The sequence below is a fragment of the Sagittula stellata E-37 genome (assembly GCF_039724765.1).
Lineage (GTDB): Bacteria > Pseudomonadota > Alphaproteobacteria > Rhodobacterales > Rhodobacteraceae > Sagittula > Sagittula stellata.
This window is the reverse complement of sequence record NZ_CP155729.1, coordinates 4,464,023-4,487,747: the sequence shown is the minus strand read 5'-3', so window position 1 is coordinate 4,487,747 and position 23,725 is coordinate 4,464,023. Positions and strand designations below refer to the sequence as shown.

Genomic DNA, 23,725 nt, shown 5'->3' with positions numbered 1-23,725 from the left:
GCCTACCAGCTGTCCCTGCTGTTGAGCGCGTCGAAGTCGATGCTTTCGAGGCTGTCGGCAAGGCCGGACGCTGGCAGCGCCGCCGCGAAAAGGTGGCCCTGACCCTTGGCACAGTTCATGCTTTGCAGCGCGCGAAGCTGCGCCGGTGTCTCGATCCCCTCGGCGATGACAGTCAGGTCGGAGTGTTCGGACAGGTGGAGGATCGATTCGACGATGGCGCGGTCAATGTCGCTGTCGAGCATCCGCCCGATGAAATGGCGGTCGATCTTGAGGATGTCCACCGGCCACCCGCTGAGATGGCGCAGCCCGCCGTAGCCGGTGCCGAAGTCGTCCAGCGCCACACGTGCGCCACGGCGGCGCAATTCCTCGAGCGTGCGGAAGACCTGCCCTTCGGCGGCGCCGAGCATGATCTTTTCGGTTACCTCGATGATGATCTGCGACCACGACAGCCATTCGACCTCGGACAGGTGGGACTGCAGTTCGAAGGCGAATTCCCGGTTCATCAGGTCGAAGCTGGTTACGTTGATGGCAATCGTCAGATTCCGCGCCCGATGCGGACCGAGATCGGCCAGCGCCTTCAACGCCGTGCCGGTCAGTTTCTGGGTCAACCGCTCGGCGTTCTCGGGATCGTTCAGGATCGGGATGAAGTCGTCGGGCATCAGGACGCCCCGCTCCGGATCTTCCCAGCGGGCCAACACCTCGAAGCCGGCACATTCGCCGGTCAGGAGGTTGTAAACCGGCTGGAAATAGGGGCGGATCTGGTTGGCTGCGAGTGCGGCTTTGAAGCTGCGCGTAATCTCGCGCGGGTTCGGACGCGGGTCGATACCTGGTGCGAAAACCGTGGGCAGGCCGCGTGCGCTGCGCTTCGAGACGAAGAGCGCGCCTTCGGCCAGCTCGAAAAGCGTGTCGTAGTTCGCGGCGTCGTTGGGATAAACAGCGGCGCCACCACTGGTCCGGCCGAGGTTCGGCCGCCCCAGCGTGGCGGTGCTGCGCAGTATACTGTCGCGGCAGCGGGACAGCACGTCGCCAAGATAGCTGTTGTAGTGCTCGGGCAATTCGACCAGCGCGCCGAATTGGTCACCGCCAAGCCGACCGACGATTGCGGTGTCCGGCAGGGCGGCCGAAAGCGCGCCCGCGACCAGCCCAAGATACGTGTTTCCGAACTGGTAGCCGAAGAGATCGTTGATGGACCTGAGGTTTTCCACCTCGAAGAGGATCAGGGCGCATGCCTCCGCACTGTCGTGCAACCGCTTGCGGACCTCGCGTTCGAATGCGCCGAGCGTCTGCGCTCCGGTCAGCGGATCGGTCCGCGTCTGGATTTCCAGCCGGGCAGAGCGGCGTTGCGCGGCGATCAGCTCGATCTCGAGTTCGAAGCTGGTGGTCACCGACTTCAACATCGTCGAGACCATGGCCGAAATGGCGTCGAGCCGTGCGCTGCTCGGCCCGGTGGCTGCGTCGCCTGCTGGCAACCGCACGGCGAGGCTGCCGCAGACGCCGTAGTCATCGTCCAGCAGGATGCGGCAGATGACCTGATCTCTCCCTTGCCGCTGGTCCACGGAGTGCGGCATCGTCTTTGCGATCGGCACGCTGGCACCTGTGGCGCGATGGATCAGGTAATCGTCCAGAAAACGTGTCGCGGTTTCTTCGAGCTCGGAGAATGCCGACTGGCGCAGCAGGTGAACATCGCCGTGTTTGGAGCTTCCGCGCGGTATCAAGACGACGTCGGTGGCCCCGAGCGAATCTCGGATCAGCGTTTCCGCGGATTCGACGATGCGACTGACTTCCTCCTGAAAGGCGGCGCCCGATTCAACGGCATTACTCTCCCAGAGATCACTCAACTTGCCATCTTTCCATCGGTCCGGCCTGGAACGGGCCCGCTTGCGCAACCGTCCATCGGCCTGCCCCACTTTGGTAATCGCCGGGCCGTTCACGCCACGACCTCCTGTCAGGGTTCCAACCATCCAATTACGCATTGGTCGACTTTGCAGATGTCGACCTGCGCGTTTCCAGAAAACTGATCTACGTTAATAATGTCCTAACATCGCAAAAGCTGCACGCATTGTGCGCCGATTCGTTGTTTTTAGACACCAAAAACGTTGGTCCTGGCGGGCGGAGGAAGCCACTAAACGGGCTGGGTTTGGATACAGTTTGGCAGCCGGGGCGGCAAGACGCCCCGGCCGGATCGTTACGTCATCGCACCATCCCGACGATCTCCAGGGTGCGATCAATGACCGGAGTCGCGATTTCGCGCGCGCGCTCGGCCCCGCGGGCAAGGATGGCGTCGATTTCGGACGGGTTCTCCATCAGCCGGGCCATTTCGACGGAAATCGGCGACAGCTTTGCCACGGCGAGGTCGGAGAGCATCGGCTTGAATTCCGAGAACTGACGCCCACCGACATCGCGCAGCACGTCGTCCACCGTCGTGTCCGACAGGGCGGCGTAGATTCTGACGAGGTTGCGCGCCTCGGCCCGGCCTTCCAGGCCCTCGGCCTCCGACGGCAGGGCTTCGGGATCGGTCTTGGCCTTGCGTATCTTCGATGCGATGGCGTCCGCGTCATCCGTCATGTTGATCCGCGCCATGTCCGAAGGATCGGATTTCGACATTTTCTTCGAACCGTCGCGCAGGGACATGACGCGGGTAGCCGCGCCTTCGATCACCGGCTCGGGGATCGGAAAGAAGTCGACGCCGAAGTCATGGTTGAACTTGATCGCAATGTCGCGGGTCAGTTCGACGTGCTGCTTCTGGTCCTCGCCCACCGGGACGTGCGTCGCGTGGTACAGGAGAATGTCGGCAGCCATAAGTGCGGGATAGGCGAACAGGCCCAGCGAGGCGTTCTGCTGGTTCTTGCCGGCCTTGTCCTTCCACTGCGTCATCCGCTGCATCCAGCCCATCCGCGCAACGCAGTTGAAGACCCATGCAAGTTGAGCATGGCCCGCGACCTGGCTCTGGTTGAACAGGATCGACTTTTCCGGGTCGATGCCGGATGCGATGAACCCGGCACAAAGCTCGCGCGTGGCCCGCGTCAGGGTGGCTGGGTCCTGCCAGACCGTGATCGCGTGCATGTCGACCATGCAGTAGATCGACTGCACGCCGGTGTTCTGGCTCTGCGCGAAACGCTTGAGCGCGCCAAGGTAATTGCCGAGCGTCAGGCCGCCGGAAGGCTGGATGCCGGAAAAGACTCGGTGCGCGAAGGCGGGAGAGGTTTGGACCCCCTCGGTCATGGCGGTGTCTCCATCTGGAAATTGCTGCGCGGCTGGCTTACCCATGCCCGGACACTCCGTCAAGGAAAGGCCCCGAATGACCCATCCGCACAACGAAGCGCCGGTGAACCCGCTGCCCCCGGTCGTCGCCGCGATGTTCCTTGTCCTGCTGGGGATCGAGGCGTTCTTTTCGCTGTCCGACATGGGGATGATCGGCGGCCGTGACGCGGTGGGACTCCGGTTCAGCTATATCGAGCGGTTCGGCTTTTCGGGGCAGGTCTTCGACTGGATGCTGGAGAACGGGCGTTATCCGCCCGAGCACCTGATCCGCTTCGTGTCCTACCCGTTCCTGCACGGCAGTTTCTACGAGGCGCTGTTTGGCATGGTCTTCCTGCTGGCCATGGGCAAGATCGTGACGGAGTCGATGGGGCCGCTGGCTTTTGTCGCTATCTTCTTCGTCAGTGCCGTGGTGGGGGCCGTGTGTTTCGGTCTGTTCAGCAACGATCCGTGGCTGGTGGGCGCTTACCCGTCGGACTTCGGCCTGATCGGCGGCTTTACCTACCTGTTGTGGCTGCGGCTAGGGCAGGAGGGCGGCCCACAGATGCGGGCCTTCGGGCTGATCGGCATGCTGATGGGCATTCGCCTGGTCTTTGGCCTGCTGTTCGGGACGGACGACACGTGGATTGCCGACCTCGCTGGGTTCTTCGCCGGGTTCCTGCTGGCGGTCGTGATGGTCCCGGGCGGATGGCGCCGTTTCCTGCACCGCGTGCGCGGCGGACGGGGCTAGAACACCTCGTCCGGCAGGCTCAGGGGGCGCGTGGTGCGCGGCGCGGGGGCCGTGGGGGCAAACGCTTCGAGCGGTGCCCTGGCCGCGGCCCAGGTTTCCGCTTGGGCGGCATCCGCCGCGTCCTGTGACACACCCAGCCATTTCCGCGCCCGCCGGGCCAGAACGTCCTGCGCAAGGCTCCTGTCGCGGATCAGGACGGAGGCTTCCGTATCCAGCCGCATCGAGCGCAACGTCAGGCTGTGAGACCCGAGCACGATGTGGGTGCCGTCCACGACGATCACCCGTCCAGCCAGCACATCCGTCGCGCGCTCTGCCACCGAATCCCGACCCTGCGGCGCGTATCGCAGGAATGCGGCGCGCTGACCGAAAGACCGGGCGAGGATGGCAAGCGTGCGGTCCCGGGCGTCCTCTGCCCGCGCCAGGGTGCCGGGCAGGGCGCCGGCGAAGGGCAGGGCGTCGGCGCCGGGATGCAGAACGACCGTCAGTTGCAAGTCAGGTGCGTTTCGCGCGGCGTCGGCCAGCGCTTCGGCCAACGCGGGATGGCGGAAGGCGGGTGTCTCGATGTAGACATGATGCCGGGCCGCGCCGAAGATCCGGAGCAGATGCGTCTCGGCATCTTGTATCCGTGTCGTTCCGGTAAAGGCCAGCGGGCCGTCCGAAGGGTCGGAGAGGGTGCGCAAAAGGCGCAGTTCGGGACGGCTCTGACGGCGGGAGACCGCAGCGACGGGGCGCGGCTCCGACGCGAGGGTGGGCGCTCCGGTGGCGATTGCGGCGCTCCAGCAGTCGGCGAAATGCGCCCGCAGCGCACCGGCAAAATCCGCGTCCTCGATTAAGGCGGCGATATCGTGCCAGTCCTGGTCCGTTTGGCGCATGTCGGTGGGGACGCCGCCAATCAGCGCGCGTGTCCCGTCGGCCACCGCGAAGGCCTGGGCAATCCGCTGCGGCCTGAGGGTCGGCCCCTTCGCCAGCGTTGCGCGCTGGGGCAGGGTAAGCCGCCGCGTGTCGTCGGTGGCCAGCCGCCAGAGCGCCGCCCGGATCGGCCTGCGAAATCGCAGGGTCCAGAGCTTGCCCAGTTGCTGCCCGTGCGGCGCGCAAAGGATCTGAGCGTTGCCCTGGTGCACGTTGGCAAAGGCCGAGGCCTCCAGCCAGACACGCCGGTGACGGTCCACGTCGAACAGCGGATCTTCGTCGCCGAAAGCCATCAGCAGGCGGACGCCACGGCGCGTGACCCATGCAATCAGGTCGCTCCAGGTGTTCAGGCCGCGTTCCGTCAATGCCTCGGTCAGCAACGGCAAGTCCGGCGACAGGGTGCGCAGGGCGAGGATCAGCTCTTCGGTGGCCGATGCGGCGAGGGTTTCGAGCGCGGCGAGCGTCTCGGACCGGGTGTGCAGGAGCTGCGTCATGTGGGCTTGCGGCGGCGTACGATGGAGCGGAACTCAGACAGCCGGAAGGCGCCCAGCACTTGCCCGGCGATGCCGTAGACCGCGACGCCGATGGCGATCAGCAGGATCAGGGCCAGCACGCGGAGGCCCGCTGTGGCGAGCCATGGCGCCATCAGCAGTTCGGCCCCGATGAGGGCGGCACCCATCAGCGCCGAAGCGGCCAGGATCCGGCCCGCCCGCTTGTAGAACCGGCTGTCAAAGCGCGCCACGTCGCCCATGGACCGTGTTCCGCGCGCCAGTTGCCAGACCATCGTCCATCCGGCGAGCGACGTGGCGATAGCGGGCGCGATCCAGCCAATCAGCGGGGCCAGCCCGATGGCGACAGCGGCGTTGACCACCATCGACCAAACCGCGAAGCGAAAGGGAGAGCGGGTGTCCTCGCGGGCGAAGTAGACCGGTTGCAGCACCTTTTGGAGCACGAAGGCAGGCAGACCCAAACCGTAGATCGCAACGGCCACAGCCATGGCGCGGCTGTCCTCCGGCCCGGTGCGCCCGTGTTCGAACAGCACCGAGACCAGCGGCAGCGGCATGACCACCAGTGCGACGGCACAGGGTACGGTCAGTGCCAGCGACAGCTCTCCGGCGCGGGAAAAGGCCATGCGCCCGCCGACGTGATCTTCCGCCTTCAGGCGGCGCGACAGGTCGGGCAGCAGCACGATGCCGATGGCGATGCCGACGACTCCGAGCGGAAGCTGGTACAGGCGGTCGGCGTTGTAGAGCCACGACACCGCCTTTTCGAAGTGCGACGCCACCTGCTGGCCGACGAGCAGGTTCACCTGCATGACGCCTCCGGCAAGGGCCGCGGGGACGGCGATCCGGGTCAGGCGCTTCATATCGTCCGTCAGGCGCGGTCGGCCCGGGCGGATCTTCAGGCCGGCCCGTTCGGCTGCAGCCCAGACGAGTGCCAGTTGTGCCATGCCTGCGACCGGGATGGTCCAGATCAGCCAGTCGATGTGGGCGCCGCCGAACAGGCCCTGTCCGAATTTCAGTGCCGCGACGATCAGGATGTTCAGCAGCACGGGCGCAGCAGCGGCGGCGGCAAACCGGCCCACGGCGTTCAACGCCCCCGACAGCAACGCCGCCAGCGAGATCGTCAGGATGTAGGGAAAGGTGATCCGCCCGAAGGCCGTCGTCAGGTCGAACCGTTCGTCGCCTGCAAAGCCGCCTGCCGTGGCCCAGACCAGCAGCGGCATGAAAATCATCGCCAGCGCGGTCAGGAGCAGCAACACGAAGGCCAGCCCGGAAAAGGCGTCGCGGGCAAAGCCCTGCGGGTCTTCGCCCGCTTCGTATTTCTTGGAGAACATCGGCACGAAGGCGGCGTTGAACGCGCCTTCGGCAAAGAACCGGCGGAACAGGTTTGGCAGCCGGAAAGCGGCGACGAAGGCATCCATCAGCGGGCCGGGGCCGATGACGGTGGCAATCAGGATATCGCGGACAAGGCCCAGCACGCGGCTGGCGAGTGTCCAGAAGCCGACAGTGAGGATACCGGAGATGAGGCGGATGGGTTTCATGGCTGCTCGCAGCAAGAGGTCCCGATGCAGTTACCGCGAAAGATGTGCAGGGTGAACCCCGCCTTCGCGCAGGTTTCGTGCAGTCAGAGCAGCGTGGTCGCGGCGACGGAGATCAGGAGCGCCGCGGCAAATCCGTAGTTGATCGCCCGCGCGGTGCGCGGATTGCCGGCAAGGCGGGTCAGCAGCGTGCCGATCACCATCCATGCGGCGTTGACGGTCAGAATGACAGCGAAGGCCAAAAGGGTCTTTGTCAGCGCGTCTGGCAACGGCGCCGGCCGCAGGGTGAAGCCCGAGAACAGCGCGGCCATGGCGGCGTAGGCCTTGGGGTTCATCATCGACAGGAGCGCGCCTTCGTGCCATCGGGGCGGACGGCGCCCGCTGTCCGCCGGGCCAATCGGCGACGCGTTCGCGATCCGCCAAGCGAGCCAGAGGAAATACAGCGCCGCCAGCCCAGTGATGACTGGCGCGGCACCGGGCACCGCCAGCAATAGGCCCGCCGTCCCCGTGCCGACCAGCGCGATGACCCCGAGCATACCGACGCTGAGGCCGAGCAAGTAACCTATCGCCTCACGCCGACCGAATGCGGCACCGACCGCCGCCATGGACAGCGTGTTCGGCCCCGGGCTGCCCGCCAGGGCAAATCCCGCCAACAGGAATTGCGGAAGATCGCTCATGCACTTTGGCTAATGCGCAACATATTCAATTGCAACAATGCAAAATTGTGCTAAAATAGTACACCTGTCAACCAAATTGACGTTGGGGAATGGTGGCGACGTGGCAATCGGGTATTGCATACACAAATCGCTTGGCGTGGTCGTTGTTACGCTGAGGGGTGACGTCGACCCTATGGAGCATCTCGACTCCATTGGTGCGTATGCCCGGGACCCGGATTTCGAACCGAGGCATAACATCCTCTACGACCTCGACGGTTGCCGTTTGCCGCACCACGGTTTCGCCGAGATGCGCGCCATCGCAATGAATTCGCGCCGCTCGTTCCTGGCTCATTCAGAGCAGGTCCGGCACGCCTGTTACGTCACCGACGATGTGGCCTTCGGCATGTGCCGGATGCTTCAGATGCTGCTCGACGATGCACCGTGGGAGACGGAAATCTTTCGCAGCCGGACCGAGGCGCTGAACTTTATGCGGCTGGACGTGGCGCATCCCGACTACGCCGCCTTCGTCGAAAGCTGGATGGGACGACGGGACGTGCACTCTGCGCTTGCCCTGCCGCACACCGCAGCGGCCGTTGCTTATTAACCGTAGGCGCGCTCCGCCCCTTCTTGCATGGCCAGACGAAGCTTCTTCTCGATCAAGTCGCGCTTGGTCTTGGAGTGCAGCTTCAGCCCGAACATGTCCTTCACGTAGAAGGTGTCGACCACCTGTTCGCCATAGGTGGCGATGACGGCGGAGGCGATATAGATGTTCTGGCTCGCCAGAACCCGGGCCAGATCGTACAGCAGCGATGGCCGGTCGCGGGTATCCACCTCGATGATCGTGAAGATCTCGGACCCTTCGTTGTCGAAGGTGATGTGAGTCGGAACCTTGAAGGCCCTTTCCCGCTTCTTGTACTTGTCGCGGGACTTCACCGCCTCTCGGGCCACGACCTCTCCGGTCAGGGTCTTGCGGATGGTTTCGCGCAGGCGCGGGATGCGCACGTCTTCATAGGGTGCGCCATCCGCGTCCTGTATCCAGAAGACTGCCGTGGCATAGCCGTCGCGGGTGGTGAAGGTCCGCGCGTCCACCACGTTGGCCCCCGACAGGGCAAGGGCGCCGGTCAGGCGCGAGAAGATGCCCGGATGATCCTGCAACGCAAAGCAGACGCGGGTGGCGTCGCGGTCGTCGTCGGGATGGATGTCCATCCGCACCTCGTCGTCCGTCAACCCACGCAAAAGGTTGGCAAAGATGACATGGGCGGTGACGTGAAGGCCCTGCCAATAGGGTCCGTAATGCCGCGTGGTTTCTCTGGCGAGGTCGGCCTCGGACCAGTCGGAGAGCTTCTCGCGCAGTTCCTGTTTGGCCACGGTGCCGCGCTTTTCGCGGTTCAGCTCTTCCATGCCGCCTTCGAGCGCGCGGCGGGTCTGGCGGTAGAGCGCGCGCAGCAGCGCCGCCTTCCAGTTGTTCCATGTCCCCGGGCCTACGCCCCGGATATCGCAGACCGTCAGCACCGTCAGGAGGTTCAGCCGCTCGACCGTCTTCACCGCCTTGGCAAAGTCACGCACCGTGCGCGGGTCGGCGATGTCGCGTTTCTGCGCCATGTCGGACATCAGCAGGTGATAGCGGACCAGCCATTCCACCGTCTCGCATTCGTCCTTGTCGAGGCCGAGTCGCGGCGCAACCGAGCGCGATATGCGGGCGCCGAGGATCGAGTGATCTTCGTCCCGGCCCTTGCCGATGTCATGCAGCAGAAGCGCGACATAGAGCACCCGGCGGTTCACGCCTTCGTCTAGGATCGAGGAGGAGACGACCAGCTCTTCCTTCAAGTGCCCGTGCTCGATCTCGGAGAGGTGCCAGATGCACTGGATGGTATGTTCGTCCACCGTGTAGTGGTGGTACATGTTGAATTGCATCATGGCCACGATCGGCGCGAATTCCGGGATGAAGGCGGCGAGGACGCCAAGCTCGTTCATCCGGCGCAGCGCGCGCTCCGGGTTCCCGTGCTGCAAGAGAAGGTTGAGGAACAGCTCCTGCGCCTGCGGGTCTTTCCGCATGGAGTCGTTGATGAGGTGCAGGTTGGCCTTGATCAGGCGCATGGCGTCCGGGTGGATCAGCAACCCGGTGCGCAGCCCCTCCTCGTAGATCCTGAGCAGGTTCAGCGGGTTGGCAAGGAACGCCTTGTCGTCGGCAATCGCCAACCGTCCGTTGACGACGGTGTAGCCGTCCGCCGTATCGGGCGTGCGCTTGAAGAAACGCTCCAGCAGCGGCGGACCTTTCGAGTGGTCGGCCTCAAGCGAGGTCAGCAGGATACGGGTCAGGTCGCCCACGGCAGTGGCGTGGCGGAAATAGTCCTGCATGAACCATTCGACAGCGCGCCGCCCGCCGCGGTCGTTGTACCCCATGCGGGCCGAGACCTCGACCTGCATGTCGAAGGTCAGTTGTTCCACCGCGCGGCCGGCCAGCAGATGGAGGTGGATGCGCACCGCCCAGAGAAAGCGTTCGGCCTGGACGAAGGTTTCGTATTCCTCGGGCAGGAATACGCCGCTCCCTACCAGTTGGCCGACATCGTCGGTGTGGTGGACGTATTTCGTGATCCAGAACAGCGATTGCAGATCGCGCAGCCCGCCCTTGCCCTCCTTGACGTTGGGCTCGACCATGTAGCGCTGACCCTGTTTGCCGTGGCGCGCGTCGCGCTCTTCCAGCTTGGCCTTGACGAACTCGCGCTCCGTCCCCTCGAACAGGTCGGACCAGAGCTTTTTCTCAAGGTTGGTGGCCAGCTTTTCGTCGCCGATCAGGTAACGGCTTTCGAGCATGGCGGTGCGGATGGTGAAATCCTCTCCGCCGAGGCGCACGCAATCCCGGACAGTGCGGGAGGAATGGCCGACCTTCAGCTTCAGATCCCACAGGATGTAGAGCATCGATTCGATGACGCTCTCGGCCCAGGGGGTGATCTTGTAGGGGGTCAGAAACAACAGGTCGACATCGGAAAACGGCGCCATCTCGCCCCGGCCATACCCGCCGACCGCGAGAACGGCGATGCGTTCGGATCTGGTCGGGTTGGCATTGGGGTGGATGACCTGCGTCGCGACCTCGAACGCGAGCGAGACGAGGCCGTCGGTGATCCAGGTGTAGGCCCGTGTCGTGCGGCGGGAGCCGAAGGGCTCACGTTCGAATGCGGCCTGCACGGCGTCGCGGCCGCGTTTCGACGCCGCCCCGAGGACCGAAACGGCGGCCTTTCGGACACCGCTTTCCGCGCCGGTGGGCAGGGCTGCGAACAGCTCTGACCGCACGGCGGGAAGATCGAAGATATCCGCTGCCGACGCGATAAGGTCGGTCGGCAGGGTGCTTGGGTCTGCGTCAGAAGCCTGCGCCTGAGATGTTACTGGGGGCAGGGTCAAGGATCACCATCTGGTTATTTTGCACTGTCGCGACGGCAAGCGCACGCTCGTTCGTGCCGTCTTTGAGCAGCCGGAATACACCGCCGGTGCCCGTAAAGCCAGAAGATGTGAGGGATTTTCCGGTCAATGCGTCGCTTCTGCCTCGCTTTGCCAGAAGCGCTACGGCGGAAATCCCGTCATAGGCCAGCCCCGCCAGCGGATGCGGAGCCGCCCCGAAGGTGGTGGCGTAACGCTGGTTGAAGGCCTCTTGGCGCTGCGTGTCAGGAATGGCGAACCATGCGCCCTGCGCGCCTGCCAGAGAGAAAAGGTCCGGGCGCACATCCCAGCGTGTCAGGCCGACGTATTGGATCTGGCCCGGCGCGACGCCGTTTTCCGGCAGCTGGTTGAGCAGCATCGGCATGGCGGCGTTGGTCGCATCGGTGGTGATGAACACCGTATCGGCGGCACCGGACTTCACCGTGGCGCCGGCACGCTGGGCCGCGGCTGCGACACCCTCGATGGACAGAGAGTAGGGCTCTGCTGCGACGACGCGGATGCCGTTCGAGGTGGCGGCCTGCTCGATGGCGATCTTGCCGAACTGGCCTGGCACGTCGTCGGAGTAGACGATGACGATGCTTTTCTTGCCCCGTTTGCGGGCATGCGCCAGCAGGCGGTCCGCCGTATTGGCGAAGGTCGGGCCAAGGATGAAGACGTTGCCTCCGGCGATGGCGGTGGTGTTCGAAAAGCTCAGGACGTTCACGCCGTCGTCGGCGACCGCGGCGCCGGCGGCATTGGCCGCTTCGGAGAACAGCGGGCCCAGAATGATCTTCGCGCCGTCGTCCACGGCCTTCTGGGCCTGAGCGGCGGCCTGCGCGGACTGCCCGGCGGTGTCATAGACCCGCAGGTCGATCTGGACGCCGCTTTGTTCCTGGATCGCCAGGCGTGCGGCATTTTCCAGCGACGCGGCGACCGGACCGGCGCCGGAGTCGGATTTGGGCACCAGCAGCGCTACGGGAATCGGGGCGCTTGCGTCGATGGTTGGGCCGCCGGAACTGGCGCCGGACCCGCCTAGGCCGCCGACCATCGTCGGGTCGCAGGCGGACAGCAGGGCCGCCGCGGTCAGTGCGGCAAGCGGGCGCAACGCCTTGCGGAGGCGGGGCAAAACGGTGAACATGGAGACTCCCTCGTCGTGTCTTGGTGTGGGGTGAGTGGCCCGCACGGGTTGGACGCGATCATAGGCGAGCACGAAAGGCGGGGCCAGTGACTTATCCGGAGAAGCCGGGGATCGGCGGCAAATTGGCCGCTGGCCTTTACCTTGTGGCCGTGCCGATCGGGAACGCACGCGACATTACCCTTAGGGCACTTGATGTCCTGCGCGATGCAGAGGTGCTGGTGGCGGAGGATACGCGCTCCTTGCGGCACCTCATGGACATTCACGGCATCGCCCTGGGCGAGCGGCAACTTCTTGCCTACCACGATCACAGTGGAGAGCGGACGCGTCAGCGGGTGCTGGACGAAATCGCCGCCGGCAAGGCGGTTGCCTATGCGTCTGAAGCTGGAACGCCGATGGTGTCCGATCCGGGGTTCGACCTTGCGCGAGAGGCCGCGGAGGCAGGGCTGGCGGTCACCACGGCGCCCGGAGCGTCGGCTGCGATAACCGCGCTGACACTGGCGGGACTGCCGACCGACAGGTTCATGTTCCTGGGCTTCCTGCCAAACGCCGGTGCGGCGCGTCGCAAGGCTCTGGACGAGCTGACGGGCGTCGCCGCGACGCTGGTGTTCTATGAATCGCCCAAAAGGGTGGCCGCGATGCTGGCCGATGCCGCGGATCGGCTCGGCGACCGTCCGGCTGCCGTGTGCCGGGAGTTGACGAAGAAGTTCGAGGAAATCCGCCGGGGGGTCTTGTCCGAGCTCGCAGACCACTACGCGGGGACGGCCGCCCGCGGCGAGATCGTCGTGGTGATAGGCAAAGGCGATTCAGGAAACATTAGGGAAATCGACATAGAACAGGAAGTGAACGCGGCGCTGGAGACGATGACCGTGCGGGACGCGGCCGACTATGTCTCTACCCGGTTCGGTGTGAAACGCAGGCCCGTCTACCAGATGGCGATGCGATTGGCGAAAGAACGGTCAAACGGGACTGGCGACTGAGGCGGCTGTTCCTGCCTGTCGGCGAAGGACGAACTGAATGGCTCAACGTGCACAGACGGAAGACATGAGGCAGATGTCGCTCTGGGACTGGTGCGCGCCGGCGCCGCCCGACCGGCCGGTTGCGCAGCCGGAACCCGATGCGGCGCGACGCGCCAAGAAGGATGCGGGGCGCATCGGTTACGAGGCCGGGGCATCGGCAGAATTGCGCGTTGCACAGGACTACGAACGGCGCGGATTCCCCCTGGCCCGTCGGCGGTGGCGTGGGCAGGGTGGCGAAATCGACCTTATCGTCCGGGACGGCGACGGCCTGATCTTCGTCGAAGTCAAGAAAAGCCGGTCGTTCCGGCACGCGGCCGAACGGTTGTCGCGCCGGCAGATGAACCGGATCATCAGCGCGGCGGAGGAGTTTCTTGGAACGCAGCCGCTTGGGTCGCTTACAGATGTCCGCTTCGATCTCGCGATGGTCGACGTGTACGGGCAGATCCGGGTGATCGAGAACGCAATCGGCCACTGCTAGCATTGCGCACATCGTCGGTGCATTGCCTCTGGCGCGCCCATGGGTCATCTATGGGGCGAACTGCCAGGGTAAAGCCATGAAAATCGCCTTCCAGATGGACCCGATCCTCGGGGTGGACATCAAAGCCGACAGTACATTCCGCATCGCCGAGGAAGCTCAGGCGCGCGGACATGAGCTGTTCTATTACGGACCGGATCAACTGGCCTTTGACGAAGGCCGCATCACCGCGACCGGCCATTGGATGACTGTCCAGCGTGTCGAGGGCGCGCCGGCCATTCTCGGCGAGCGGTTGACCGTCGATCTTGCCGAAATGGACGTGGTCTGGCTGCGTCAGGATCCGCCGTTCGACATGCACTACATCACCACCACCCACCTGCTTGACTGGCTGAAAGGGGAGACCCTCGTCGTCAACGATCCGTTCTGGGTGCGCAACTTCCCCGAAAAGCTGCTGGTTCTGAAGTTTCAGGACCTGACGCCCCCGACAATGATCGCCCGCGACCTCGCAGCGATCAAGCGCTTCCGTGCAAAGCACGGCGACATCATCCTCAAGCCTCTCTACGGCAACGGCGGTGCCGGCGTGTTCCGCCTGACAGCCGACGACCGCAACCTGAGCTCTCTGCATGAACTGTTCACAGGTTTCTCGCGGGAGCCGTTGATCGTTCAGAAGTACCTGCCGGCGGTGTCGAAGGGCGACAAGAGGGTGATCCTTGTCGATGGTGAGCCGGTCGGCGCGATCAATCGCGTTCCCGCGGAGGGCGAGGTGCGCTCCAACATGCACGTCGGCGGGCGCCCGGAAAAGGTCGAACTGACCGACCGTGACCGCGAGATCTGTGCAGCGATCGGGCCGACCCTCCGGGAGAACGGCCAGATCTTCGTTGGGATCGACGTGATCGGTTACTGGCTGACCGAGATCAACGTAACCTCGCCGACGGGCATCCAGGAGCTGGAGCGCTTTGACGGGATCAACGTCGCGGAGCGGATCTGGCAGGCGATCGAAGCCCGCGTTTCATGAGCTGGCAGCTGCGGCTGCTGAATGCACAGCTGCGGTTGCTGGTCAAGCCCAGGGTCGGTCGAACACAGGACCCGGAAGAGGCGGCGCGCAGCGTGGAACGCGCGTCGCGTGTCGCCGTTCATCCCCCGTTTCTGCGCTTTCAGGAGCGCCCCGGCGGGCTTTTCTGGATCTCCTGCGGGCCTTGTGCGCCCCGGCGTGTCCTCCTCTATTTCCACGGAGGCGGCTACGTCGCCGGCAGCCCGCGCACGCACCGTGCGATGCTGGGCATCCTGTCCCGGATGGCGGGGGTGGAGGTTGTGGCGCCCTATTACCCGTTGCTGCAGGACAAGCCTTTTCCGGCCCCCTTCGACGCGGCCGAGGCTGCGTGGCGCCGTCTGGCGGTGCTCGGTTACCGGCCTCGGGACGTGGTGCTCGGCGGCGACTCGGCAGGGGGCGGGATCGCGCTGGCCTTGCTGTCGGCGCTGTGCCAGCGGCAGGAGGCGCCAGCGGGGGCGGTCGTCTTTTCCCCTTGGGTGGATCTTGCAATGACCGGCGCATCGCTGCGCGACAACGCCGCGCTCGATCCGCTCTTGCCGGCAGACAGGGTTGCCGAACTGACCGAGATGTTCCTTGCCGGTGCCGATCCGCGGGATCCAAGAGCCTCGCCGCTCTACGCGGATTTCCCGGGGTGCCCGCCTGTCAGGCTGACATCTTCCCGCACGGAAATCCTGTTCAGCGAGATTGGCGAAATGGCGCGACGGCTGGAGGCCGCAGGCGCGCAGGTCTCGCATGAGGTCCACCCGTCGGCGCCGCATGCCTGGCCGCTGTTTCAGGGCTGGCTCCCGGAAGCGGACGACACGCTGGCACGCGCGGCGCGCTTCGTTCAGGCGTCGTTCGACGACGGCATCCGGTAACTGAGCGCTTCTGCCACGTGGGGGCGCTGCACCTCTGCCGTACCGTCGAGATCTGCGATGGTGCGCGCCACGCGCAGGACCCTGTGGTAGCCGCGTGCAGACAGGCCAAAACGATCGGCGGCCCGTGTCATGAGCGCCCGGCTTTCCGTGTCGAGGGTGGCGATCCCCTCCAGCAGGTTGCCCTCCGCATCGGCATTGGTGCGCAGGTCCGGAAAGTCGGCGAACCGCGTTTCCTGCACCGCGCGGGCCTGCGCCACGCGGGCCGCCACGTGGGCGGAGGTGTCCCCGGACGGCGGAAGATCGAGATCGGAATAGGCCACCGCGGGCACGTCGATGCGCAGATCGAAGCGGTCCATCATCGGGCCGGAAATGCGCCCCAGGTAGTCCTCGCCGCAGTTCGGGGCCTTTGAGCAGGCGCGCCCGGCGTCCGCCAGATGGCCGCAGCGGCACGGATTGGCCGCGGCCACCAGCAGGAACCGGCAGGGGTATCGGATGTGGGCGTTGGCCCGCGCGACCATGACCTCTCCGGTCTCGACCGGCTGGCGCAGGGTTTCCAGCACGGCGCGCGGGAACTCCGGCATTATGGAGCAAACTCACCAAATATGGTTACATCACCATCAGAAAGTTTTCCACTACACTAAGCTACTGGATTCACGAAATATTTCAAATCCATTCCCAACATGTCCACAACTTTCACACAAGCCTTTGAACAGATTCAATAAGTGGACTCAGATACTTGCCTAAGTCGGCGCTTTGATTTCCAGCAAGAGAAAGGGTACACCTTTAGGTATCAACTGCGACACGGTGATTACTCTGCCTGCCGTGGCGAGGTCTTAGGACTGAGGCAGTATGCGGGTTCTGGCAGGCCCGCCAGTTGATGTAGCGGGCTGCGCTTTCGGGCGCGGTCCGCACTTACAAGTGCGCACGCAAGATTGGCCCTTGTCGCGACAGTTGACGGACTTGTTTTGCTTTAATCCGGTAGAACGAATCCACCCAAACTTCTGTGCCGTTTTTTGCTGACTTCAAAGCACACCTATAGTTTTTTCCATGGTCCGCGTAGTATCCGACAAGAACCTGCCTTGGATTCTTCTCGACTTGGACCACCACACCGCTCGCGATAGCGAGCGGTAGCCAGAGCAAATCAAAGTCGGTTACGTCGGGGTGCTTCTCGGCAATGTGGCGCAAGCCAGATTGCCCCAAATACACCCAAGGGCAAGGCCAGGATAGTTGGCGCCAAACGGAATCTGGGAGCACGCCTACCTGCCTAGGCTGCCCGTTCCTAACCTGCTGAACGTGCTCAAGAGTAAAAGTCATAAGGCGCGTAATTCATCGCCTGCTTGTCTCTACGTCAAGATCTAAAGCTTCCGTACACTGAAACAAGAACGCCGCGCTAAACCCGCCTCGGCTTATCTTGTTCGCAACACCGCCCTTGCTCATCTCAACGCCTATCGCGGCCAACCTTTCGGTTAGCTGCTCTATGGTTACGCCTTGCTGGCGCATAGCATCGCGCAAGAACTCCTTGGCCCGGTCTTCAAACTCTGCGTTGACAGGGCTGCCCTTCCTAGCGGTGGGCTTCGGCGGCGCCCGCCGCTCGACCTTTCCGATTGCGTTCATATCTAGCCTCAATAATCACCGGATATGGTGATAATAACTGTTGACGGCCCGGTTGTCCAATGCGATAACGTAGTCACCATATAAGGTGATTCCCAGATGCCCCAGCACTTCCTCCTCTCTCCGAAAGCCAAGACCCTCTCGCTGGTCAAGATCATGCGCATGTCGGAAGAAGAGGCACGCAAGGCATTCCAAGGCCTGCGCTGGCCGGAAACTGATGGTGAGCCGATCTGCCCGGAATGTGGTTGCGTCGAGCATTACGACCTCAAGACCCGCCCTGTGTGGAAGTGCAAAGGCTGCGGCAAGCAGTTCAGCGCCACCAGCGGCACAACGTTTCACAGCCGCAAGCTGGCGATCCGCGACATTCTCGCCGCCATCGCCGTCTTCATAAACGGCGCTAAGGGCTACAGCGCCCTTCAACTGTCCCGCGATCTGGCCGTTGACTACAAGACTGCGTTTGTCCTGCTGCACAAGGTTCGTGAAGCCATAGAGAACGCTCGCGAAGCTGGCGCCCTGAAAGGTGACGTTGAGGTTGATGGCGCCTACTTCGGTGGGTACGTGAAGCCCGCCAACGAGCGCAAAGACCGCAAAGACCGTCGCAAGTTGGAGAACCAAACCGGCAAGCGCCAAGTTGTTGTCGTTGTCCGTGAGCGTGGCGGTCGCACTGTTACCAGCGTTGGCAAGACCGAAGCAGAGGGCGTGCAATTGGTTGCACGGACCGTCGAGCGCGGCGCAACGGTTCATGCTGATGAGGCGTCCCATTGGGACCGTCTGGCAGCTGCGTTCCCGATAAAGCGCATCAACCACAAAGAGGCATACTCCAAGGACGGCGCCTGCACTAACCAAGCCGAGAGCTTCTTTAGCCGCCTTCGCCGCGCTGAGATCGGCACGCATCACCATATTGCTGGCGCATACCTCGGTGCGTACGCTGCTGAAATGGCTTGGCGTGAGGACAACAACCGCGTTGCCAATGGATATCAGTTTGTCATGGCGGCGGGTGCCGCAGCGCTTGGCGGGAAGTCCGAGCGGATGTGTGGATACTGGCAGCGACGCGCCTAATAGGATGGATTCTGGACAAGAATCTTGACCAAACCAACCAAGCCAGATAAAAGCACAGACATCGGCGAGGAGTGGAAACCGCGCCGATGCCTGCTCTGAAACCCCTGTGGAGGGGATCAGGTTGGTAGAATGTCCCCCAACGGGGCTGCACCCGGATAGCCATGCTACGGCATCGCACACCGGCTGGAAGGGGTTATCCTCATGGGTTCCCCCTATGATACTCCCGGCAACTTCCAGTGCCGGGTCTGGCCTGAGGGGTCAGGAATGATAGCCGAGCAGGTCCCCGTCTTTGCCCTGTTCGTGCGCTTCTGAGGAGGCTGCAATCTCCTCGGCTTCTGAGCCGCCCTTGGGCGGCTCATTCTCTTTGGGAAGGGAGTATGTCCCATCCTCATTCTTTCTGACAGATCCCCGGTCAGAGAGGCGTTTAGTTGCCGTGTAGTAGTAGTTGCGATGCATGGAATTGATGTCAAAACCGACGGTTGGCAGCAAATCCTTGATTTCGTCGTTGGAAAGTGGCCCACCACCCATATCTTGAAGAACCCGAAGGATTGCATCCACCAAGGACATATCGGACCCGGCGTCCGAGCTCCTTGTTTTTTCAACATGGTGGGCCGCGTCATCAACATCAGTCAGGAGCACTTCCGCCGCAGCGATCTTGCGCTCAATGTGCGCGATTTGAGCGCGCAGCGAGGCAGCTTCCGCCCTCCACGTTTCAACGGTCTTGTTTGTGAGGGTAATGCTCGACATGACAGCCCCGATTCGATTTTCCGACATGTATACAGTGCGGCACGTCATCGGTCAATCTCACGTCAACATCATGATGTGCCAACGCCCATCAATCTCCACAGCTTGTACGGCCCCCACGGCCCGTGGTCTGTCGTAACGCCGCATTCCTCTATCAAGCCCTGACGTGCGCATTCCTTGATGCACGCCCCGATCCGCTTGCGTAGCGTTGCCATGGTAGCATCGTCAGCAGTAAGCCCGCGATCCTCACACCATGCCTCGGTGATCTGGCGGGACGTGAGGGGACCATCCGCCTCGCGCAGCATGTTCAACACGAACGCCTTGACGCTGCCCTTCTTGGCCCGGTGCTTGGTAACATATTGCTTTATGGCGTACGTGTCGGCCTGTGGATCGAAGAGACGGATAGCCGCGTCCAGGTGGTCTATGTCCACCGTTAGCTTCTTGATCTGTTCGCGGTAACGGTCGCGCAGCGCGGATAACTCAGCGTGCTTTGCGACCAAGCCCGCAACTGTGTTCGGGCGTTCATACTGAGGTTCGTTTTTCATGACCCCAGCATAGCTAACCATTTCAGGTTATTCAACTAACCATATTTGGTGAGTTTGCTCCATAATGCCGTATTTCTCGGATGAGCCGGACCTCGTTCTCGAGGACCGGCTGCGCCGCGCGATCGAGGCGGGTGATCCCACGACCACCCGTGTCGTCCAGGGCGGCGGCGGCACCGACACGATGTTCTACGCATTTTCGCCGGTCCGACTGGGCAACGCGATCCAGGGCACCGTCGCCATGGTCGCCCCCGCCGCCGAGATCGACGCCGCCGTGCGGTCCGAAAGGGAGCGCGTCTTGCAGGTGTTCATCATTGCAACGCTTGTCAGCATTGGCCTGTCGCTGGTTCTGGCCTCGACCATCGCCAACCCGATCTCCGACCTTGCCGATGCGGCAGAGATCGGCCGCGACCGCAACCGCAAGCACCGCACGACGGGGCGCATACGCATTCCCGACCTGACCGCGCGTCCTGACGAGATCGGACGCCTTTCGGGCGCTTTGCGCGGCATGGTGAGCGCGCTTTACGACCGTATCGATTCCAACGAGCAGTTTGCAGCCGACGTCGCGCATGAGATCAAGAACCCGCTGGCCTCGCTGCGGTCGGCCGTCGGCAGCCTGCGCATGGTCAAGAAGGATGAACACCGCCACAAGCTCTTGGACGTGATCGAACATGACGTCCGCCGGCTCGACCGTCTGGTCAGCGACATCTCCAACGCCTCGCGCCTCGATTCCGAGCTGGTGAAGGAAGAGGAGCAGGAATTCGATCTCCTGAAGATGATCGGAAACCTGACGGAGTTCCTGGGCGAGGATGCCCGCGCAAAGGGGATCGAGTTCATATCGGACCTGCCGAAGCGCCCGATCATGATCGGTGGCCTCGAGGCGCGGCTGGCGCAGGTCTTCGTCAACCTGATCACAAACGCCATTTCCTTCTGCGAGGACGGAGACGCGATCCGTGTCTGGGCCCGGCGCCGCGACAACCGTGTCCTCGTCGTGGTCGAGGACACTGGCCCGGGTATCCCCGAAGAGGCGCTCCAGAAAATCTTCAAGCGGTTCTACACCTCGCGACCCCAATCGGATTTCGGCAACAATTCCGGCCTCGGCCTCGCAATCTCCAAGCAGATCATCGAGGCACATGGGGGCGTGATCTGGGCAGAGAACATCCGGCCGACAGAAGCCGACGCGACCTCGGAACCCTTGGGCGCGCGCTTTGTCGTGGGGCTGCCGATCTGAGATGTCGGAAACAACGGTCCATGCTTCCTCGGTTGCCGTGGCAGGCCGGGGCCTGCTGATCCGTGGCCGCTCCGGCGCGGGGAAATCCTCTCTGGCGCTCGAACTGATGTCGCGGGGCGCCACTCTGGTCGCCGACGACCGCACGGTGGTTTCCCTGCGCGATGGCCAGCTATGGCTCGATGTGCCCGACGCCATTCGTGGCATGATCGAGGCGCGCGGGCTGGGCATCCTCAACGCACAGAGCGCGCCGGCGTCACTGGCCATTGTCGTGGACCTGGATATTGAGGAAACGGAACGGCTTCCGCCTGTACGAACGAGCACGATGCTTGGTATGGAAGTGCCGTTGCTTCACAAATCCGCGTGCCCCTGTTTTCCCGCGGCATTGATACAGTATCTAAGAGCGGGAAGAAGAGAGTGAGATGGGTCAACCCGATCGAGAAACCGCAAGAATAGTACTTGTCACCGGCCCTTCGGGCGCCGGTCGCTCCACTGCGATCAACGTGCTTGAAGACTGCGGATTCGAGACGATCGACAACATCCCACTCAGCTTTATCCCGCGCCTGTTCGAAGGCGACGCGCCGCTTGTCCGGCCGTTGGCGCTGGGGATTGACGTGCGCAACCGCGACTTCTCGGTCGAGCGGCTGGTGGAGCTGCGGGACAGCCTGAACAAGCCCGACATCGATGCCGATCTTCTGTACCTGGACTGTTCCGCCGAGGTGCTGATGAGGAGGTATTCGGAAACGCGGCGCCGTCACCCCATGGCCCCCGACGAGAGCCCCTCCGAAGGCATCGCGCGCGAAAAGACCCTGATGGGTGACCTGCGCGCGCGCGCCGACATCCTGATCGACACGTCGGAGCTGACGGTGCACGACCTACGGGCCGAAATGGAAGGATGGTTTGGCAACGTCACCGGGCAGGGCATGGCGGTGTCCGTGCAAAGCTTCAGTTACAAGCGCGGGCTGCCGCAGGGGCTCGATGTGGTTTTCGACTGCCGGTTTCTAAAGAACCCGCATTGGGAGCCAGAGCTGCGCCCGCACACCGGGCTTGACCCGGAGGTGGCGGCCTACGTGCAGGCCGACCCGCGCCACGGCCCGTTCCTGGAAAAGGTCGAGGATCTGCTCCTGATGATGCTCCCTGCCTGCGTCGAGGAAGGCAAGGCGCACTTCGCGATAGGCTTTGGCTGCACCGGCGGAAAACACAGGTCTGTCGCCGTCACCGAAACCGTTTCAGGGGCACTTGCGTGCGAGGGCTGGCACGTGTCTATTCGGCATCGTGAGTTGGAACGCCGCAGCGCAGCACCCTCGTCGGAGCAGGGAGTGGGAGCCGTTCCGAGTGGAAGGAAAGCCGGGTGATCGGAATCGTGATCGTCGCACATGGTGGGCTGGCGAGGGAGTATCTCGCAGCGGTCGAACATGTTGTGGGAAGACAATCGGGTATGACGGCCATCTCTATCGAGGCGGATTGTGACCGGAGGTCCAAGGAGGCTGAAATCTGCGACGCGGCGGATGCCGTGGACCACGGTCAAGGCGTCGTCGTCGTCACGGACATGTTCGGCGGATCGCCGTCGAACCTGTCGCTGAACGCGTGCCGCCCCGACGACCGGCGCATTCTTTACGGCGCCAACCTCCCCATGCTGATCAAGCTGGCGAAAAGCCGCCAGTTGCCCGTCGGCGACGCGGTCCGCAGCGCGCTCGAGGCGGGGCGCAAGTATATTGACACTCAGAACGTTCCGTTCGATCCAGCCTGATCGCCGCTAGTTGATTTTTCCGACGACTGAAAGTTTGCCGCAATGACCCAATCCGTGAACCGGACTCTCAAGATCATCAACGAGAAGGGTCTTCATGCCCGTGCTTCCGCGAAGCTGGTCGAGGTCGTCGAGGGTTTCGACGCGCGGGCAGAGGTCTCACGCGACGGCCAGTCCGCCAGCGGCGACAGCATCATGGGGCTTTTGATGTTGGCAGCGGCCAAGGGAACGACTATTGAGGTTCAAACCTCTGGCCCGGATGCGGAGGCCCTCGCAGACGCCGTCGAAGCCCTCGTGGCCGATCGGTTCGGAGAAGGCTGCTGATCCGGGTGGCCGGTGCGTAACAGGTACGGGGACGGTGAAGGCGCATGGTTGAAAGCACCCAGGCGACAGACGCAGGCGTCAGGCCTGTGACCTCGGAGTCCGACCCCTACGACAAGCGCAAGGTCAGCTACGCCAACACCTTCACCAATCCGTGGAAGGCGAACACCATCCGCGCGATGGAGTGGGCGACCGGCAAGATCCCCTTGTTGCGCATGGTCCGCCGGTTCGAACGGATCGGATACGTCGAGGGACAGGCCTTCTGGCAGCAGGCGCTTGGCGTGATGGGGATCGACCTGCTGACTCCGTCGGAGCAGATCGCCAACATCCCGAAGGACGGCCCGGTGATCGTTGTGGCGAACCACCCACACGGCCTGGTCGACGGCATGGTGCTGGCGCATTTGATCGGGCAGATCCGGACCGACTACAAGATCCTCACCCGTTCGCTTCTGACCGGCGTGAAGGAGATCGACCCCTTCATGATCCCCGTGCCCTTCCCGCACGAGGTCGATGCCCGCGAACAAAGCCTGGAGATGCGGGCGCGCGCGATGGACCACCTCAAGAAGGGCGGCGTCATAGCGTTGTTCCCGTCGGGCGTGGTCGCTTCGTCCGAAACGTGGTGGGGACCGGCGGTCGAGCAGGTCTGGAATCCGTTCACGGCGAAGATGGTGCAGCGGTCCGGCGCGACGGTGGTGCCGGTTTACTTCCCCGGTCAGAATTCCCGTGTATACCAGATGGCGAACCAGTTCTCGGCCACGATCCGGCAAGGCCTGCTGATCCACGAGGTCGTGCACGCCTGCCGTCGCCCGCAGAAGCCCGTGGTCGGGCCGGCCATCACCCCGGAAGAGGTGAAGGCTTTCACGGGCGGCCAGCGCGAATTCGTCGGCTGGCTGCGTGAAAAGACCCTTTCACTGCGCGAGGGTTGATC

Annotated in this window: 22 protein-coding genes and 2 pseudogenes; 13 read left to right on the top strand and 11 right to left on the bottom strand. The window is 63.5% G+C overall.

The features are described from left to right. Positions 1-2: 2 nt before the first annotated feature. The gene (locus ABFK29_RS21345; protein ID WP_005862904.1) at positions 3-1,838 is read right to left on the bottom strand and encodes a bifunctional diguanylate cyclase/phosphodiesterase; all 1,836 of its coding nucleotides are present in this window, start codon (positions 1,836-1,838) and stop codon (positions 3-5) included. 352 nt (positions 1,839-2,190) lie between these two features. Next, positions 2,191-3,222 carry a tryptophan--tRNA ligase gene (gene trpS / locus ABFK29_RS21340; protein ID WP_005862902.1) on the bottom strand — a complete coding sequence of 344 codons (1,032 nt, stop codon included), beginning with the start codon at positions 3,220-3,222 and terminating at the stop codon, positions 2,191-2,193. Positions 3,223-3,298: 76 nt separating this feature from the next. Here trpS and ABFK29_RS21335 point away from each other — a divergent pair, with 76 nt between their 5' ends. Further along, positions 3,299-3,988, top strand: coding sequence for a rhomboid family intramembrane serine protease (locus ABFK29_RS21335; RefSeq protein ID WP_005862900.1), 690 nt, complete (start codon positions 3,299-3,301; stop codon positions 3,986-3,988). Here the strand turns inward: ABFK29_RS21335 and ABFK29_RS21330 are convergent. From ABFK29_RS21330 to ABFK29_RS21320, 3 genes are all read right to left on the bottom strand, one after another. Beyond that, complete coding sequence (locus tag ABFK29_RS21330) at positions 3,985-5,391, bottom strand: phospholipase D-like domain-containing protein (RefSeq protein ID WP_005862898.1); 1,407 nt, start codon at positions 5,389-5,391, stop codon at positions 3,985-3,987. The two genes, ABFK29_RS21335 and ABFK29_RS21330, sit on opposite strands and share 4 nt — an antisense overlap. Further along, positions 5,388-6,941 carry a murein biosynthesis integral membrane protein MurJ gene (gene murJ, locus ABFK29_RS21325; protein WP_005862896.1) on the bottom strand — a complete coding sequence of 518 codons (1,554 nt, stop codon included), beginning with the start codon at positions 6,939-6,941 and terminating at the stop codon, positions 5,388-5,390. Before murJ ends, ABFK29_RS21330 begins: the two co-directional genes overlap by 4 nt. Positions 6,942-7,024: 83 nt before the next feature. After that, positions 7,025-7,615: a LysE family translocator gene (locus tag ABFK29_RS21320; protein ID WP_005862894.1), complete on the bottom strand. Its 591-nt coding sequence runs from the start codon at positions 7,613-7,615 to the stop codon at positions 7,025-7,027. Positions 7,616-7,787: 172 nt separating this feature from the next. Here ABFK29_RS21320 and ABFK29_RS21315 point away from each other — a divergent pair, with 172 nt between their 5' ends. Continuing rightward, positions 7,788-8,198: a hypothetical protein gene (locus ABFK29_RS21315; protein WP_005862892.1), complete on the top strand. Its 411-nt coding sequence runs from the start codon at positions 7,788-7,790 to the stop codon at positions 8,196-8,198. On the opposite strand, the gene ABFK29_RS21310 is transcribed toward ABFK29_RS21315, so the two are convergent. Both ABFK29_RS21310 and ABFK29_RS21305 read right to left on the bottom strand, forming a co-directional pair. After that, positions 8,195-10,993 carry a [protein-PII] uridylyltransferase gene (locus ABFK29_RS21310; RefSeq protein ID WP_083803515.1) on the bottom strand — a complete coding sequence of 933 codons (2,799 nt, stop codon included), beginning with the start codon at positions 10,991-10,993 and terminating at the stop codon, positions 8,195-8,197. The two genes, ABFK29_RS21315 and ABFK29_RS21310, sit on opposite strands and share 4 nt — an antisense overlap. Next, positions 10,953-12,146: a penicillin-binding protein activator gene (locus tag ABFK29_RS21305; RefSeq protein WP_005862888.1), complete on the bottom strand. Its 1,194-nt coding sequence runs from the start codon at positions 12,144-12,146 to the stop codon at positions 10,953-10,955. The genes ABFK29_RS21310 and ABFK29_RS21305 overlap by 41 nt, the downstream gene beginning before the upstream one ends. Before the next feature lie 86 nt (positions 12,147-12,232). Here ABFK29_RS21305 and rsmI point away from each other — a divergent pair, with 86 nt between their 5' ends. The 4 genes from rsmI (at position 12,233) to ABFK29_RS21285 (ending at position 15,545) form a co-directional block, all read left to right on the top strand. Further along, positions 12,233-13,123 (top strand): 16S rRNA (cytidine(1402)-2'-O)-methyltransferase, encoded by an 891-nt coding sequence (gene rsmI, locus ABFK29_RS21300; protein WP_005862886.1) that lies wholly within the window; start codon positions 12,233-12,235, stop codon positions 13,121-13,123. 37 nt (positions 13,124-13,160) lie between these two features. Further along, positions 13,161-13,640, top strand: a complete 480-nt coding sequence (locus tag ABFK29_RS21295; RefSeq protein ID WP_005862884.1) for a YraN family protein — start codon at positions 13,161-13,163, stop codon at positions 13,638-13,640. A gap of 76 nt (positions 13,641-13,716) precedes the next feature. Then, positions 13,717-14,652 (top strand): glutathione synthase, encoded by a 936-nt coding sequence (gshB, locus tag ABFK29_RS21290; protein ID WP_005862882.1) that lies wholly within the window; start codon positions 13,717-13,719, stop codon positions 14,650-14,652. Further along, entirely contained in the window at positions 14,649-15,545 is an 897-nt protein-coding gene (locus tag ABFK29_RS21285) for an alpha/beta hydrolase (protein WP_005862880.1), read from the top strand. The genes gshB and ABFK29_RS21285 overlap by 4 nt, the downstream gene beginning before the upstream one ends. Here ABFK29_RS21285 and ABFK29_RS21280 read toward each other — a convergent pair. Then, positions 15,515-16,123, bottom strand: a pseudogene (locus ABFK29_RS21280) (ATP-binding protein); the annotation flags it as partial. The gene ABFK29_RS21285 and the pseudogene ABFK29_RS21280 overlap by 31 nt on opposite strands. Before the next feature lie 748 nt (positions 16,124-16,871). After that, entirely contained in the window at positions 16,872-17,045 is a 174-nt protein-coding gene (locus tag ABFK29_RS21275) for a DUF6471 domain-containing protein (protein WP_232281499.1), read from the bottom strand. Between the two features lie 210 nt (positions 17,046-17,255). On the opposite strand from ABFK29_RS21275, the gene ABFK29_RS21270 reads away from it, so the two are divergent. Beyond that, on the top strand, positions 17,256-18,215 hold the full coding sequence (locus ABFK29_RS21270; RefSeq protein WP_005854645.1) for an IS1595-like element ISSst2 family transposase: 960 nt from the start codon (positions 17,256-17,258) through the stop codon (positions 18,213-18,215). 258 nt (positions 18,216-18,473) lie between these two features. Here ABFK29_RS21270 and ABFK29_RS21265 read toward each other — a convergent pair whose 3' ends face one another. Continuing rightward, positions 18,474-18,962: a hypothetical protein gene (locus ABFK29_RS21265; protein ID WP_157136373.1), complete on the bottom strand. Its 489-nt coding sequence runs from the start codon at positions 18,960-18,962 to the stop codon at positions 18,474-18,476. Positions 18,963-19,030: 68 nt separating this feature from the next. Beyond that, positions 19,031-19,504 (bottom strand): hypothetical protein, encoded by a 474-nt coding sequence (locus ABFK29_RS21260; protein ID WP_040604086.1) that lies wholly within the window; start codon positions 19,502-19,504, stop codon positions 19,031-19,033. 70 nt (positions 19,505-19,574) lie between these two features. On the opposite strand from ABFK29_RS21260, the pseudogene ABFK29_RS21255 reads away from it, so the two are divergent. From ABFK29_RS21255 to ABFK29_RS21230, 6 genes and pseudogenes are all read left to right on the top strand, one after another. After that, positions 19,575-20,732, top strand: a pseudogene (locus ABFK29_RS21255) (sensor histidine kinase); the annotation flags it as partial. A gap of 1 nt (position 20,733) precedes the next feature. Continuing rightward, positions 20,734-21,150, top strand: coding sequence for an HPr kinase/phosphorylase (locus tag ABFK29_RS21250; RefSeq protein WP_005862872.1), 417 nt, complete (start codon positions 20,734-20,736; stop codon positions 21,148-21,150). A 1-nt stretch (position 21,151) separates the two neighbouring features. Continuing rightward, on the top strand, positions 21,152-22,084 hold the full coding sequence (gene rapZ / locus ABFK29_RS21245; RefSeq protein WP_040605064.1) for an RNase adapter RapZ: 933 nt from the start codon (positions 21,152-21,154) through the stop codon (positions 22,082-22,084). Beyond that, positions 22,081-22,479, top strand: coding sequence for a PTS sugar transporter subunit IIA (locus tag ABFK29_RS21240; RefSeq protein ID WP_040605063.1), 399 nt, complete (start codon positions 22,081-22,083; stop codon positions 22,477-22,479). The genes rapZ and ABFK29_RS21240 overlap by 4 nt, the downstream gene beginning before the upstream one ends. A 42-nt stretch (positions 22,480-22,521) precedes the next feature. Next, the gene (locus tag ABFK29_RS21235; protein ID WP_005862866.1) at positions 22,522-22,800 is read left to right on the top strand and encodes an HPr family phosphocarrier protein; all 279 of its coding nucleotides are present in this window, start codon (positions 22,522-22,524) and stop codon (positions 22,798-22,800) included. 44 nt (positions 22,801-22,844) lie between these two features. Next, positions 22,845-23,723: a lysophospholipid acyltransferase family protein gene (locus tag ABFK29_RS21230; protein ID WP_005862864.1), complete on the top strand. Its 879-nt coding sequence runs from the start codon at positions 22,845-22,847 to the stop codon at positions 23,721-23,723. The last annotated feature ends 2 nt before the right edge of the window (positions 23,724-23,725 follow it).